The organism is Pseudomonas sp. CAU 1711 (assembly GCF_039888625.1).
Classification (GTDB): Bacteria; Pseudomonadota; Gammaproteobacteria; order Pseudomonadales; family Pseudomonadaceae; genus Aquipseudomonas.
In genome coordinates this window covers 130034-143121 of the sequence record NZ_JBDQQT010000005.1, presented here as the reverse complement: position 1 = coordinate 143121, position 13088 = coordinate 130034, and the positions used below count along the sequence as shown (strand labels likewise).

At 66.2% G+C, this 13088-nt stretch carries 9 protein-coding genes; 7 read left to right on the top strand and 2 right to left on the bottom strand.

Annotated elements, in window-relative coordinates; all coding sequences use genetic code 11:
• Positions 1-18 precede the first annotated feature (18 nt).
• Together AAFN46_RS07280 and AAFN46_RS07275 are read left to right on the top strand one after the other, a co-directional pair.
• Positions 19-567: a cupin domain-containing protein gene (locus AAFN46_RS07280; protein ID WP_347808028.1), complete on the top strand. Its 549-nt coding sequence runs from the start codon at positions 19-21 to the stop codon at positions 565-567.
• Positions 568-684: 117 nt separating this feature from the next.
• Complete coding sequence (locus AAFN46_RS07275; protein WP_347808027.1) at positions 685-1107, top strand: c-type cytochrome; 423 nt, start codon at positions 685-687, stop codon at positions 1105-1107.
• Between the two features lie 882 nt (positions 1108-1989).
• On the opposite strand, the gene rep is transcribed toward AAFN46_RS07275, so the two are convergent.
• The gene (gene rep, locus AAFN46_RS07270; protein WP_347808026.1) at positions 1990-3999 is read right to left on the bottom strand and encodes a DNA helicase Rep; all 2010 of its coding nucleotides are present in this window, start codon (positions 3997-3999) and stop codon (positions 1990-1992) included.
• A 294-nt stretch (positions 4000-4293) separates the two neighbouring features.
• Here rep and AAFN46_RS07265 point away from each other — a divergent pair, with 294 nt between their 5' ends.
• Positions 4294-5967 (top strand): bifunctional diguanylate cyclase/phosphodiesterase, encoded by a 1674-nt coding sequence (locus AAFN46_RS07265; RefSeq protein ID WP_347808025.1) that lies wholly within the window; start codon positions 4294-4296, stop codon positions 5965-5967.
• A 134-nt stretch (positions 5968-6101) separates the two neighbouring features.
• Here AAFN46_RS07265 and AAFN46_RS07260 read toward each other — a convergent pair whose 3' ends face one another.
• The gene (locus tag AAFN46_RS07260; protein WP_347808024.1) at positions 6102-7502 is read right to left on the bottom strand and encodes a NorM family multidrug efflux MATE transporter; all 1401 of its coding nucleotides are present in this window, start codon (positions 7500-7502) and stop codon (positions 6102-6104) included.
• 138 nt (positions 7503-7640) lie between these two features.
• On the opposite strand from AAFN46_RS07260, the gene AAFN46_RS07255 reads away from it, so the two are divergent.
• The 4 genes from AAFN46_RS07255 to ubiD all read left to right on the top strand — a co-directional run bounded on the left by AAFN46_RS07255 (position 7641) and on the right by ubiD (position 13056).
• On the top strand, positions 7641-8564 hold the full coding sequence (locus tag AAFN46_RS07255; RefSeq protein WP_347808023.1) for a LysR substrate-binding domain-containing protein: 924 nt from the start codon (positions 7641-7643) through the stop codon (positions 8562-8564).
• 353 nt (positions 8565-8917) lie between these two features.
• Positions 8918-9718, top strand: coding sequence for a type 1 glutamine amidotransferase (locus AAFN46_RS07250; RefSeq protein ID WP_347808022.1), 801 nt, complete (start codon positions 8918-8920; stop codon positions 9716-9718).
• 510 nt (positions 9719-10228) lie between these two features.
• Positions 10229-11488, top strand: a complete 1260-nt coding sequence (gene rho / locus AAFN46_RS07245; RefSeq protein WP_347808021.1) for a transcription termination factor Rho — start codon at positions 10229-10231, stop codon at positions 11486-11488.
• Positions 11489-11589: 101 nt separating this feature from the next.
• Positions 11590-13056: a 4-hydroxy-3-polyprenylbenzoate decarboxylase gene (ubiD, locus tag AAFN46_RS07240; protein ID WP_347808020.1), complete on the top strand. Its 1467-nt coding sequence runs from the start codon at positions 11590-11592 to the stop codon at positions 13054-13056.
• The last annotated feature ends 32 nt before the right edge of the window (positions 13057-13088 follow it).

The window sequence follows — 13088 nt, the reverse complement described above, 5'->3', positions numbered from 1 at the left end:
CCAAGGAGGACCCCCGCATTGGACGTCGGTGTTCGACTGCAGTCTATTCGCAAGCTCAAAGGCCTTTCCCAGCGTGAACTCGCCAAGCGGGCGGGCGTCACCAACAGCACCATCTCGATGATCGAGAAGAACAGCGTGAGCCCCTCGATCAGTTCGCTGAAGAAGGTGCTCGGCGGCATTCCCATGTCGCTGGTGGAGTTCTTCTCCCTCGACCTGGAGCAGGACAACCACACTCAGGTGGTGTACCGGGCCGACGAACTGACCGACCTCTCCAGCGGCGCCGTGACCATGAAGCTGATCGGCAAGGCGCACCCCAGCCGGGCCATCACCTTCCTCGACGAGACCTACCCGCCGGGCACCGACACCGGCGAGGAAATGCTCAATCATGACGGCGAGGAGGCCGGCATGCTGGTCGACGGGCGCCTGGAGCTGACCGTGGGCGCCGAGGTGTTCGTCCTCGAGCCGGGCGACAGCTACTACTTCGACAGCACCAAGCCGCACCGCTTCCGCAACCCGTTCGACAAGCCGGCGCGGTTGATCAGCGCCACCACGCCGGCCAACTTCTAACGGTGGGGCAATGCCCCTGCGACAAGTTGGGTTGTTTCGGCCCGGCGGCCTAACCGTTATACTGCGCCCGCTCGCGAAACCGTGGCCGCGGGCGTGTCTAGCCAATGAGGGTGTACCGTGAACCTGATCAAGAAGATGCTGGCGGCCCAAGCCGCCGTATTGGCCCTGTGGGCAGTGAGCGCTCAGGCTGCGACCAACGAAGAGATCGCCGAGCGCATCAAGCCGGTGGGCGAGGTCTGCATCCAGGGTGAGGAGTGCAAGGGTGTCGGCACCGTGGCCGTGGCCGCCGGTGGCGGCGCCAAGTCGCCGGACGACGTGATTGCCGCCCACTGCGGCGCCTGCCACAGCGCCGGCGTGCTGGGTGCGCCGAAGATCGGCGACGGCGCCGCCTGGAAGGCCCGTGCCGACAAGGAAGGCGGTCTCGACGGCCTGCTGGCCAAGGCCATCTCCGGCATCAACGCCATGCCGCCGAAAGGCACCTGCGCCACCTGCTCGGACGACGAGCTGATGGGTGCGATCAAGAAGATGTCCGGTCTGTAAGGACTGCGTCTGCTTGATAAAAAGCCGCCTTCGGGCGGCTTTTTTATGGTTTATCGCGGTTGGCGGGGAGCCGTGTCTTGATGCCGGACTGGCAAGATAGTGTGTGTAGCTTGGTGTCTAACCGCTTTCCGAGTCGGTTGAAGGCACTGGTTTCGCCCTTCCCGGGCGACTCACTTTTCTTTGTTTGCGCAAAGAAAAGTAAGCAAAAGAAAGCGCACCCCGACATCCGGCCCTACGCTGCGCTCCGGGTCCCCTCGCTCCGGTGCCGCTCCGGGGGCACGTCACGAAGGGACGTCCCTGTCCCTTCGTTCCTCGCTCGGCGTCCTGCCTCGCGTCCCCCTGCACAACACCTCCACTCGGCCTACTGACGGGGAGTTGGCTCCGAGCTGCTTGATGTTTTTCTCTTCTTTTCGCTCTACCCTCTCGAGCTGTCAGGCAGCACCAAACGCCCCTTGTAGCCGGGTGAGCGGAATCGCTGCGTAGAGGGTTGAGCCGCAGGGATGGCGAAAGGCTTAAAGGGCCATGAATGGTCCTTGTAAGCCGACCCTCGGAGCGACCCTCGGAGCGACGATGGAGCGCAACGTAGCGAAGCGGAGTAACAGCCGCAGGCTGGCCCGAAGGGCGAGCGAAGCGAGTAACGGACCCGGAGCGCAGCGTAGGGCCGGATGAAGGGGCAAGCGTTTTGCCTACTTTTCCGGGGCCGGCCATCCGGCGACTGGAAAAGTAGGTCGCCCGAGAAGGGCGAAACAGGAGGCATCGGAAGGCACAGAAACCGGCTTGGCGACCCCACACCATCTTGCCAGTCCGGCATCAAGAAGCGCCTCACTGAGAAAACGCGAAGAGCCTTCCTGTGCCCAGCCGTTGCGGCCTAATTGTCGCGTCTCAGCGCTTGAGCATGGCGCGGATATCGGCCAGGGCCGACTTGCCGCTGGCCTGCTTGACCTCGCGCGGGGTGTCGTCGAGGCCTTCCCAGACCAGGTCTTCCTGCGGCAGCTCGTCGAGGAAGCGGCTCGGCGTGCAGTCGATGATCTCGCCGTACTGCTTGCGCTTGGCGGCATAGGTCAGCGCCAGGTTGCGCTTGGCGCGGGTGATGCCGACATAGGCCAGGCGGCGCTCCTCCTCGATGGTGTCGGCCTCGATGCTGGAGCGGTGCGGGAGTATCTCCTCCTCGAAGCCGATGATGTACACCGAGGGGAATTCCAGGCCCTTGGAGGCGTGCATGGTCATCATCTGCACGCCCTCGGCGCCTTCTTCCTCTTCCTGCTGGCGTTCCAGCATGTCGCGCAGCACCAGCTTGCCGATGGCGTCCTCGATCGTCATGTCGCCATCCTCGTCCTTGTCGAGGGTGTTCTTCAGCGCCTCGACCAGGAACCAGACGTTGCCCATGCGTGCCTCGGCGACCTTGTCGCTGGAGGCGTTGGTGCGCAGCCAGGTCTCGTAGTCGATGTCCATGATCATGCTGCGAATGGCGCCGATCGGGTCGTCGCCGGCGCACAGCTCGCGGGTCCTGTCCATGTAGCGCTTGAAGCGCGAGAGGCGCTCGGTGTAGCGGGCATCGAGCAGCTCGGCCAGGCCCAGCTCGTCGCTGGCGGCGTACATGCTGATCTTACGCTCGCTGGCGTAGTTGCCGAGCTTCTCCAGGGTGGCCGAGCCGATCTCGCGGCGCGGCACGTTGATCACCCGCAGGTAGGCGTTGTCGTCGTCCGGATTGACCAGCAGGCGGAAGTAGCTCATCAGATCCTTCACCTCCTGGCGGGCGAAGAAGCTGGTGCCGCCGGACAGGCGATAGGGAATCTGGTGGTGCTGCAGCTTCAGCTCCATCAGCTTGGCCTGGTAGTTGCCGCGGTAGAGGATGGCGAAGTCGCTGTACGGGCGGCCGGTGCGCAGGTGCTCGGTGAGAATCTCCAGGGCCACCCGCTCGCACTCGGCCTCCTCGTTGCGCGTGCGGATCACGCGGATCTCGTCGCCATGGCCCATCTCCGACCACAGCTGCTTCTCGAACACGTGCGGGTTGTTGGCGATGAGGATGTTGGCGCATTTCAGGATGCGGCTGGTCGAGCGGTAGTTCTGCTCCAGCATCACCACCTTCAGCGAGGGGTAGTCTTCCTTGAGCTGGTTGAGGTTCTCCGGCCGCGCGCCGCGCCAGGCGTAGATCGACTGGTCGTCGTCGCCGACCACGGTGAACTGGTGGCGCATGCCGACCAGCAGCTTGACCAGCAGGTACTGGCTGGCGTTGGTGTCCTGGTATTCGTCGACCAGCAGGTAGCGGATACGGTTCTGCCACTTCTCCAGGATGTCGGCGTGCTCCTGGAACAGCATCACCGGCAGCAGGATCAGGTCGTTGAAGTCCACCGCGTTGTACGCCTTGAGCGTGCGCTGGTAGTGCAGGTAGACGATGGCCGCGGTCTGCTCCTTGGGCCCGCGCGCCTGGTCGAGCGCCTGCTGCGGCAGGATCAGGTCGTTCTTCCAGGCGTCGATCAGGTTCTTGATCTCGTCGACGCCGTCGTCGCCGGCGTACTCCTTCTGCATGATGTCGCTCAGCAGGGCCTTGATGTCGCCGTCGTCGAAGATCGAGAAGCCGGGCTTGTAGCCGAGGCGGGCGTATTCCTTGCGGATGATGTTCATGCCCAGGTTGTGGAAGGTCGACACGGTCAGGCCGCGCGCCTCGCCCCCCTTGAGCAGGCTGCCGACCCGTTCCTTCATCTCGCGCGCGGCCTTGTTGGTGAAGGTCATGGCGACGATATGGCGGGCCTGGATGCCGCACTGCTGCACCAGATAGGCGATCTTGCGGGTGATCACGCTGGTCTTGCCGGAGCCGGCGCCGGCCAGCACCAATAGCGGGCCGCCGACGTAGTTCACGGCTTCCTGCTGCCGGGGATTGAGTCGGGACATGGGAAGGGCATCGGTCGGGAGAATCGGGCCGGCATTCTAACAGCCGGGCACGCCCGGCGGGGCGCCGAAACGCCGCCGCCGGGCGGCAGCCGGCGACGATAAGAGACTAAGGATTGTGTGCTAAGTCACTATTTATGCTCATCAAGTACGGGAGTACCAGTAGTCCCCGGTTGCCCCTGCCACGGCTTTCGCGCAGGATGCGCAGAAATCTGCACAGGGACGGGCAGAACAGAACACCGACAAACGGTGCAAGCAGGCGGAGCCGGTCCGCCTTTTCGACCTTGGGGAGGTCATTTGTCCGCGCACGTCGAACCCATGCGCCTGATCCTGCTGGCCGATGAGCCTGCCTGGGCGGCCTTGCTGCGCGCGCGTCTGGCGGCTTTGGGCGGCGGCTTTCCGCTGATCACCGCGCCCAGCTGGGAGGCGGCCAGTAGCCTGTTCGACGATGGCCGGCCCGGCCTGCTGCTGACCACCCCGGCCTGCCAGCCGGCGCCCGGACGCTGCCCGCTGCCCACCGTGCTGCTGCTGGAGGCGGAGCCGACCGAGGTGCCTGCCGATGTCTGCGACTGGCTGGTGCGCGACCAGCTCAGCGTCGACCTGCTGCGTCGCTGCCTGCGCTATGCCGGCGAGCGCGGTCGTTTGCAGAGCACCCTGCTGCGCCTGGCCGAGCAGGACGCGCTGACCGGCATCGCCAATCGCCAGGGCTTCCACACCCTGCTGGCGGCGCGCCTGGCCGAGCACCAGGGCCGTGGCTTGGCCCTCGGCCATCTCGATCTGGACAACTTCAAGCACGTCAACGATGCCCTCGGCTACCAGGCCGGCGACCGCCTGATCCTGCAGGTGGTGGCGCGCCTCAAGGCCCAGCTGGAGGGCGGCGACGTGCTGGCGCGCCTGGGCAGCGACGAGTTCGCCCTGCTCCTGGATACCCGTCGCGACCCGCAGCGCGCCGAGCGTCTGGCCGAGCGCATCGTCGAGGCGCTGTCCGAACCCTACTGGGTCGACGGCGAGAGCCTGTTGCTCGGCTGCAGCCTGGGTCTGGCCCATGCCCGCGCCGATGCCGGCGCCGACCCGTTGATGTGGCACGCGCACATCGCCATGCAGCAGGCCAAGGCGACCCAGGGCTGCACCCTGCATTTCTACGACGAGCGCATCCACCGTGGTGCGCGCAACATGGCCGACCTCGAGGGCGAGCTGCGCCGCGCCCTGCGCCGCGACGAGCTGGAGCTGCACTACCAACCGCGCCTGTGCCTGCAGAGCGGGCGCATCGTCGGCCTGGAGGCGCTGGTGCGCTGGAACCATGCCGAGCGCGGCCTGCTCGGCCCCAACGAGTTCGTGCCGCTGGCCGAGGAGAGCGGCCTGATCGTGCCGCTGGGCTACTGGGTCATCGCCCGTGCCCTGCGCGACATGCAGTGGCTGCGTGGGCGCGGCCTGCCGACCCTGCACATGGCGGTCAACCTGTCGTTCCGCCAGTTCCAGGACAGCCAGCTGCTGGCCACCCTCGGCCGGCTGATCGAGGAGCGCGGGGTCGATGCCCAGTGGCTGGAATTCGAGCTGACCGAGACGGCGGTGATGCGCCGCAGCGAGCAGGTGCAGCAGACCATGCACGCGCTCGGCCGGCTCGGCGTGCGCTTCTCGCTGGACGATTTCGGCACCGGCTTCTCCTCCTTCGTCCACCTCAACAACCTGCCGATCACCCTGCTGAAGATCGACAAGAGCTTCGTCGGCGGCATGGGCGCGCGGGCGGAGAACCGCCAGCTGGTGCGCGCCATGATCAACCTGGCGCACAACCTGAACCTGGACGTGGTCGCCGAGGGCGTGGAGAACGCCGAGCAGCTGGCGCTGCTACGCCAGTTCGGTTGCGACCAGGTGCAGGGCTACCTGATCAGCAAGCCGCTGCCGCTGGCCGAACTGGCGCGCTTCCTGGTATTCGGCATGCGCCAGCCGTTGCTGTCGGGCTTGCCTTCCTGAGCTGCAATGCGGGATCGGAGTCGCCCGCTTCCCGGATTGCATCCGGGCCACGCCTGACGTTCCCTCTCCCTCTGGGAGAGGGCTAGGGTGAGGGAGTGCCGGCACCGACCCCTGACCCGGCGGGAGAGGGGAGTCTAGAGCCCGCAATCCTGCGCCAGCTCGCCCCGCGCAACCACTGCCTGCGGCCGCAGCAGCCGCGCCATCTTCAATTCGAAGCCCAGGCTCAGGCCGACGGCCGCGCAGGCCAGGCCACCGGCCAGGCCCCACCACACGCCGTGGGCGCCCCAGCCGAGGGCGAAGGCCAGCACCCAGGCCAGCGGTGCGCCCACCGCCCAGTAGCAGAACAGGCCGACCAGGAAGGTGGTGTTGCCGTCCTTGAGGCCGCGGATGGCGCCCATGGCGATGGTCTGGATGCCGTCGAACAGCTCGAACCAGGCCGCCACCGCCAGCAGGCCCACGGCCAGCGCGACGATCTCGGCGAAGGCCGGGTCGGCGCGGTCGAGGAACAGCCCCACCACCCACTCCGGTGCCAGCCAGAACAGCAGGGCGAAGCCGAGCATGCACAGGGCGCCGCTGGCGATGCCCAGGCGTCCGGCGCGGCGCGCGTCCACCAGGCGCCCGGCGCCATAGTGCTGGCCGATGCGGAAGGTGGTGGCGTAGGAGATGCCCACCGGCACCATGAAGGCCACGTACACCGACATGATCGCCACCTGATGAGCGGCCAGCGCCTGGCTGCCCAGCGCGCCCATGCACAGGGCGGCGAAGGCGAACAGGCCCGACTCCACCGCGTAGGTGCCGCCGATCGGCAGGCCCAGGCGCAGCAGCTCGCGCCAGTCGTCCGGGCGCAGGCGCAGCAGGCCCTGACGCAGCGAGTAAGCGGCGTAGGCCGGATGGCGGGTCAGGTGCCAGGCCAGCAGCAGGGCCATGGCGTTGCTGACCAGGGCGGTGACCAGGCCGATGCCGGCCAGGCCCAGCGCCGGCAGGCCGAACCAGCCGTGGATCAGCGCCCAGTTGAGGACGAAGTTGGCCGCCGCGCCGCCGATGCTGATGGCCATGATCGGCCCGGGCCGGCCGATGGCGGCGCTGAAGCCGCGCAGGGCCATGAAGCTCAAGTAACCGGGCAGGGCGAGCACCAGAGTGGAGAGGAACTGCATGGCGCCGGCGATGTTCTGTGGCGCCTGGCCGAAATGCGCTAGCAGCGGGCCGAGGTTCCACAGCAGCAGGCCGCTGAGCAGGGCCAGGGCCCAGGCCAGCAGCAGGCCGGAGCGGGTCAGGCGGCTGACCCCGGCGTCGTCGCCGGCGCCGTGGCGAATGGCGACCAGGTTGCCCACCGCCGCCAGCACGCCGACGCAGAAGATCGACACGAAGGAATAGCTGGCGGCGCCCAGGCCGCCGGCGGCCAGCTCGGCCGGGCCCAGCTTGCCCATCATCAGGGTGTCGGTGAACACCATCAGCACATGGGCCAGTTGCGCGGCGATCAGCGGGCCGGCGAGGCGAAAGAGGGCGACCAGTTCGGCGCGAACGGACTGCGACATGATGAGTCAGGCTCACTAGAGGGACTTGCCGGAGGAAAACCGGCTGGCGGAGAATGTGGCCATTCTCAGGAGCCACGGCGGCGCGCACAAAGGGAAAAAAGCGATGCCTGGCATGATTAATACTCATAGGTGAGTCACATGGGCCGTCGCCTGCCGCCGCTCTATGCCCTACGCGCCTTCGAGGCCGCAGCCCGGCATGCCTCCTTCACTCGCGCCGCCGAGGAACTGGCCATCACCCAGAGCGCGGTGAGCCGACATATCCGCACCCTGGAAGAGCACTTCGCCTGCCGCCTGTTCGAGCGCAGCGGCCGCCACCTGCAGCTGACCGAGACGGCGCGCGGCCTGCTGCCCGGCGTGCGCGAGGGCTTCGATGCCCTGGAGAAGGCCTGCGCCACCCTGCGCAGCGAGGACGCCTGCCTGCGCCTGAAGGCACCCTCGACCCTGACCATGCGCTGGCTGCTGGCGCGCCTGTCGCTGTTCCGCCTGGGCAACCCGGACAGCGAGGTGCAGCTGACCAGCGCCTGGATGGACGTGGACAAGGTCGACTTCCGCCACGAGCCCTTCGATTGCGCGGTGTTGCTGGGCAGCGGCGACTTTCCCGAGGAGTGGGACAGCGTCCTGCTGTTCGAGGAATGGTTGATCCCGGTATGCGCCGCCGAGGCGGTGGTCGACGGCCCCTGGAGCCTGGAACGCCTGGAGCGGATCGAGCAGCTGCACCCGACCCCGGACCGTCGCGACTGGCGCCTGTGGCTGCAAGCCACCGGGCTGAGCGACCGGGTGCCGCTGAAGAGCGGCCAACTGTTCGACATGCTGGAGCTGGGCATAGTGGCCGCCGCGCGCGGCTACGGGGTGTCCATCGGCGACCTGCTGCTGGTGGCCGAGGACGTCAATGCCGGGCGCCTCGGCCTACCCCTGCCGACCGCCGTGTACAGCGGTTGCAGTTACTACCTGGTGTGGCCCAAGGCGCATCGGGCGCAGGCGCGCCTGTGCCGCCTGCGCGACTTCCTGTTGGCCGAGGTGGCGCAGATGCGCCTGCCCGAGGTGCGGCGCATCGAGCCCTGAGGCATTCAGGATTTCGTTCGGCATGCGTAAAAAATAATGGACCCTAATGGCGTCGATCTGCAGGCCGTCTGGTCTGTGTGCGCCTTCTGATGGCGCCTATAACCCATTGGGCGATCATGAATTTTTACGCGCTCGGCGGGAAATGTTTGACATATTTTACGGCTCTGGAGAGACTGTGCCCGCGGTTCGACTGTTATGCGGCCGTCGCGGGTGGTCCGTTACCTCCCATTCCCATGCCTCCAGGCGAGGCCCAGCTACGCCGCCGACAGACGGAACCGTGCCAAACAGGTAGCGCGTCGATCTCCCGACCCACCTGCACAGCAACGGCAGGCCGACCTGCCCCAAGGTGACGTATGTCCAACAACAACAGTGCAAAAACTTCCACTGCCAAGCGCAAACCCGTCGTGTTGATGTCCATGGGCTCCCAGGAGCGCAAGGGGCACGACTACCAGGTAATGACCCACAAATACATCACGCCGCTGGTGGAGATCGCCGGTTGCGTACCCGTCCTGGTGCCCACCTGCTGCGGCACCGACGATCTCGAGCAATACCTGGAAATGGCCGACGGCGTGTACCTGACCGGCGCCGGCTCGAACATCGACCCGGCCCTCTACGGCCAGGAGAACCTCACTCCCGAGAAGGGCCAGGACCGCGATCGCGACCTGTTCGACCTGCCGCTGATCAAGGCGGCCATCGCCCGCGGCCTGCCGATCTTCGGCATCTGCCGCGGCATGCAGGAGATCAACGTGGCCCTGGGCGGCGACATCCACCAGAAGGTGTATGCCGAGCCGGGCTTCAACGACCACCGCGAGAACCCCGAGGACCCGGTGGCCGTGCAATACGGCGAGGCGCACAAGGTGCGCATCGAGCCGAGCAGCTGGCTGGCTAAGGTGCTGGGCCGCGAGGAGATCGCTGTCAACTCGCTGCATGGCCAAGGCATCAAGACCCTGGGCAAGGGCCTGGAGCCGCTGGCCCGCGCCGAGGACGGTCTGATCGAGGCGATCCACGCGCCGAGCCTGTCGCCCTTCCTGTTCGCGGTGCAGTGGCACCCGGAGTGGCAGGCGGCGCAGAACCCTGACTCGGTGAAGATGTTCCAGGCTTTCGGCGAGGCCTGCCGCCAGCGCACGCAGCGCAACCAGCGCAGCGCGGCCTGATCCGCAGGTGCAGACCGCCTGGCCGGGCCAGGTGAGCTGGGCCGCCCAAACACCCTGTGAAGCCATGCCTTCACAGGGTGTTTTCTTTCCGGAATTATCGGCGCACAGTCATGCAGGGCGGTATTGGCCTGGGCACAGTTCCGTCCGCAGGCGCAGAAGACTGTGCCCCTGGCCTCGGCGATCGTCGAGCGGCCGATGCTGTGAGCTCCGCACGACAAGTAGCCCACTCTTCAGGGGCCAGGTGCCGCGCTTGTATTGACGCGTGGCATGCACCATATAAGGGTGTCGGGAACCCCCGTCACCGATCGCTACTGCCAGATTTCTGAGCTCGGGCTGGACGCTGCGCCAGACCCAGTGTTACATTCGGGCCTGCAGCGGGTTCCCCGTTGCCCTCCAAGCCGTCGCCGACGCACTCTCCCATAAGATCGAGCGATTCAGTCGCCTTCTCCGCGGCGCGGCCAGCAAAGCCCCAGTGCTTTCCCTCCCTTCTCTCATATCTACGTCATTCCTATGAATCTGACCGAACTCAAGCAAAAGCCGATTGCCGAACTGCTGGACATGGCCGACCAGGCTGGTCTGGAAAACATGGCCCGTTCGCGCAAGCAGGACATCATCTTCGCCCTGCTCAAGAAGCACGCGAAAAGCGGCGAAGAGATCTCCGGCGACGGCGTGCTGGAGATTCTCCAGGACGGCTTCGGCTTCCTGCGCAGCGCGGACTCTTCCTACCTGGCCGGCCCGGACGACATCTACGTCTCGCCCAGCCAGATCCGCCGCTTCAACCTGCGTACCGGCGACACCATCATCGGCAAGATCCGCCCGCCGAAAGAGGGCGAGCGCTACTTCGCCCTGCTCAAGGTCGACACCATCAACTTCGACCGCCCGGAAAACGCCAAGAACAAGATACTGTTCGAGAACCTGACCCCGCTGTTCCCGACCAAGCGCCTGACCATGGAAGCCGGCAACGGCTCCACCGAGGACATCACCGGCCGGGTGATCGACCTCTGCGCGCCGATCGGCAAGGGCCAGCGCGGCCTGATCGTCGCCCCGCCGAAAGCGGGCAAGACCATCATGCTGCAGAACATCGCGGCCAACATCACCCGCAACAACCCCGAGTGCTACCTGATCGTCCTGCTGATCGACGAGCGCCCGGAGGAAGTGACCGAGATGCAGCGCACCGTGCGCGGCGAAGTGGTCGCCTCGACCTTCGACGAGCCGCCGACCCGCCACGTGCAGGTCGCCGAGATGGTGATCGAGAAGGCCAAGCGCCTGGTCGAGCACAAGAAGGACGTGGTCATCCTGCTCGACTCCATCACCCGCCTGGCGCGTGCCTACAACACCGTGATCCCGAGCTCCGGCAAGGTGCTGACCGGTGGTGTCGACGCCCATGCCCTGGAGAAGCCCAAGCGCTTCTTCGGTGCCGCTCGTAACATTGAGGAAGGCGGTAGCCTGACCATCCTCGCCACCGCGCTGGTGGAAACCGGCTCGAAGATGGACGAGGTGATCTACGAGGAGTTCAAGGGCACCGGCAACATGGAGCTGCCGCTGGACCGCCGCATCGCCGAGAAGCGCGTGTTCCCGGCCATCAACATCAACAAGTCCGGCACCCGCCGCGAGGAGTTGCTGACCGGCGAGGAAGAGCTGTCGCGCATGTGGATCCTGCGCAAGCTGTTGCACCCGATGGACGAGATCGCCGCCATCGAGTTCCTCATCGACAAGCTGAAGGACACCAAGACCAACGACGAATTCTTCCTCTCCATGAAGCGGAAGTAAGCAGCAGTCGTTGCAGACGAGGCCGGGGAAACCCGGCCTCGTTGTTTCGGAATACCCGAGCCTGACGCTAAACTTTAGCTCCCGATCTCTGAGGCCCAAGCATGCAGTACCGCGACCTGCGCGACTTTATCCGCGAACTCGAAGCGCGCGGCGAACTCAAGCGCGTGCGGACCCCGGTCTCCCCCGTGCTGGAAATGACCGAAATCTGCGACCGTACATTGCGCCGCGGCGGGCCGGCGCTGCTGTTCGAGAAGCCGAGCGGCTTCGAGGTGCCGGTGCTCGGCAACCTGTTCGGCACGCCCAAGCGCGTGGCCCTCGGCATGGGCGCCGAGGATGTCGGCGAGCTGCGCGAGATCGGCAAGCTCTTGGCCTTCCTCAAGGAGCCGGAGCCGCCCAAGGGGCTGAAGGACGCCTGGAGCAAACTGCCGATCTTCAAGAAGGTCATCAGCATGGCGCCCAAGGTGCTCAAGGACGCACCCTGTCATGAAGTGATCGAGGAGGGCGACGACGTCGACCTGAGCAAGCTGCCGGTACAGACCTGCTGGCCGGGCGACGTGGCGCCGCTGATCACCTGGGGCCTGACCATCACCCGTGGGCCGAACAAGGAACGGCAGAACCTCGGCATCTACCGCCAGCAGGTGATCGGTCGCAACAAGCTGATCATGCGCTGGCTCAGCCATCGCGGCGGCGCGCTGGACTACCGCGACTGGTGCCAGAAGCATCCTGACCAGCCTTATCCCGTCTGCGTGGCGTTGGGCGCCGATCCGGCGACCATTCTCGGCGCCGTCACCCCGGTGCCGGACACCCTCTCCGAATACGCCTTCGCCGGCCTCTTGCGTGGTCATCGCAGCGAACTGGTCAAGGCCATCGGCTCCGACCTGCAGGTGCCGGCCAGCGCCGAGATCGTCCTGGAAGGGGTGATCCACCCGGGCGAGACTGCGCCGGAAGGCCCCTACGGCGACCACACCGGCTACTACAACGAGGTCGACACTTTCCCGGTGTTCACCGTCGAGCGCATCACCCGCAGGAAGCAGCCGATCTACCACAGCACCTACACCGGCCGGCCGCCGGACGAACCGGCCATTCTCGGCGTGGCGCTCAACGAGGTGTTCGTGCCGATCCTGCAGAAGCAGTTCCCGGAGATCACCGACTTCTACCTGCCGCCGGAAGGCTGCTCCTACCGCATGGCGGTGGTGACCATGAAGAAGCAGTACCCCGGCCATGCCAAGCGGGTGATGCTCGGGGTGTGGAGTTTCCTGCGTCAGTTCATGTACACCAAGTTCGTCATAGTCACCGACGACGACGTCAACGCGCGCGACTGGAACGACGTGATCTGGGCCATCACCACGCGCATGGACCCCAAGCGCGACACGGTGCTGATCGACAACACGCCGATCGACTACCTCGACTTCGCCTCGCCGGTCTCCGGCCTGGGCAGCAAGATGGGCCTGGACGCCACCCACAAGTGGCCGGGCGAGACCAGTCGCGAGTGGGGCAGGGTGATCGAGAAGGATCCGGCGGTGGTCGCTCGTGTCGATGCGTTGTGGCAAGAGTTGGGCATCGACTGATGAACGCATCATCTGCTGCTGCGCTCGATTGG

What these genes read in the sequence shown, in the direction of transcription:
- AAFN46_RS07250 (WP_347808022.1), top strand. Translation starts at nt 8,918, where the DNA reads ATGTCCAACAACAACAGTGCAAAAACTTCCACTGCCAAGCGCAAACCC.
- rep (WP_347808026.1), bottom strand. Translation starts at nt 3,999, where the DNA reads ATGTCCCGACTCAATCCCCGGCAGCAGGAAGCCGTGAACTACGTCGGC.
- AAFN46_RS07255 (WP_347808023.1), top strand. Translation starts at nt 7,641, where the DNA reads ATGGGCCGTCGCCTGCCGCCGCTCTATGCCCTACGCGCCTTCGAGGCC.
- rho (WP_347808021.1), top strand. Translation starts at nt 10,229, where the DNA reads ATGAATCTGACCGAACTCAAGCAAAAGCCGATTGCCGAACTGCTGGAC.
- ubiD (WP_347808020.1), top strand. Translation starts at nt 11,590, where the DNA reads ATGCAGTACCGCGACCTGCGCGACTTTATCCGCGAACTCGAAGCGCGC.
- AAFN46_RS07260 (WP_347808024.1), bottom strand. Translation starts at nt 7,502, where the DNA reads ATGTCGCAGTCCGTTCGCGCCGAACTGGTCGCCCTCTTTCGCCTCGCC.